Consider the following 1,689-nt stretch of genomic DNA (forward strand, 5'->3'; position numbering starts at 1 on the left):
TCGCGAGCAAGCTCGCTCCCACAGGGTTTCGGCTTATCTCACAGCCCCGCGCAACTCCCCCACCAGCGCTTGCAGCTTCGCCGGCTCAGCCGCCTCGACCGCCACCGCCGTCCCCGCCACCAGCGTCACCCGCGACCAGAACCGGCGGAACATCCCTTTACTCGGATCGCGACTGAAGAAACTCCCCCACAACCCTTGCAACGCCAGCGGAATCACCGGCACCGGGGTTTCCTGGAGGATGCGCGTCAAGCCACTCTTGAACTCATTGATCTCACCGTCAGCGGTCAGTTTTCCTTCAGGGAAAATGCACACCAGCTCTCCGTCCTTCAGGTACTGAGCGATGCGGCTGAAGGCTTTTTCGTAGATGTGAATATCTTCCTGGCGCCCGGCAATCGGAATCGTCCCAGCAGTGCGGAAGATAAAGTTCAGCACCGGCAGGTTGTAGATCTTGTAGTACATGACAAAGCGAATCGGCCGACGCACCGCGCCGCCAATCAACAAGGCATCGACAAACGACACGTGATTGCACACCAGCAGCGCGGCGCCTTCGTCAGGAATCACGTCCAGGTTGCGATGCTCCACGCGGTACATGGAGTGGCTGAGCAGCCAGATCATGAAACGCATGCTGAACTCGGGGACGATCTTGAAGATGTAGGCGTTGACGCCAATGTTCAGCAGCGACACCACCAGGAACAGCTGCGGAATCGACAACTTGGCCAGGCTCAGCAGGACGATGGAGACGATCGCCGAGACCACCATGAACAAAGCGTTGAGAATGTTGTTGGCGGCAATGACCCGCGCCCGTTCGTTTTCGACGGTACGTGACTGGATCAGCGCGTACAGCGGTACGATGTAGAAACCACCGAAGATCCCCAGGCCAAGAATATCGATCAGCACCAGCCAGGCGTGGCCGAACCCGAGAATCTGCAGCCAGCCGTGGCCGTCGACGCTGTCGGGGATCCCACCGGAATGCCACCACAGCAGCAGGCCGAACACGGTCAGCCCGAACGAGCCGAACGGCACCAGGCCGATCTCGACTTTGCGCCCCGACAGCTTTTCGCAGAGCATCGAGCCCAAGGCGATTCCCACCGAGAACACGGTAAGGATCAGGGTCACGACGGTTTCGTCGCCGTGCATCCACTCCTTGGCATAGGCGGGAATCTGCGTCAGGTAGATCGCCCCGACAAACCAGAACCAAGAATTGCCAACGATGGAACGGGATACCGCCGGCGTCTGCCCCAGGCCCAACTTCAGCGTTGCCCAGGACTGGCTGAAAATGTTCCAGTTCAAGCGCATCTGCGGCGAAGCGGCCGCTGCCCGTGGGATGCTGCGACTGGCCAGGTAGCCGGCCGCGGCAATGCCGACAATCGCCACTGACACGACCGGCGCGTAGTGCGCCGACGACATCATGATTCCTGCGCCGATGGTGCCGGCGAGGATCGCCAGGAATGTCCCCATCTCCACCAGGCCATTGCCGCCAACCAGTTCATCCTCGCGCAGGGCCTGCGGCAGAATCGAATACTTCACCGGCCCGAACAGCGCCGAGTGGGTGCCCATGGCAAACAGCGCCACCAGCATCAGCCACAGGTGATCGAACAGGAACCCCAACGCACCGACCACCATGATCGCGATCTCGCCCAGCTTGATCAGGCGAATCAACGCATCCTTGGCGAATTTTTCTCCAAACTG

At 60.4% G+C, this 1,689-nt stretch carries 1 protein-coding gene; it reads right to left on the reverse strand.

All coding sequences use genetic code 11. From position 1 onward, the window contains the following. Positions 1–33: 33 nt before the first annotated feature. The coding region (locus OC610_RS26975) for an MFS transporter (protein ID WP_264432356.1) at positions 34–1,689 on the reverse strand (1,656 nt) is incomplete at its 5' end.

It is taken from the genome of Pseudomonas agronomica, assembly GCF_025917275.1.
Taxonomy (GTDB): Bacteria; Pseudomonadota; Gammaproteobacteria; order Pseudomonadales; family Pseudomonadaceae; genus Aquipseudomonas; species Aquipseudomonas agronomica.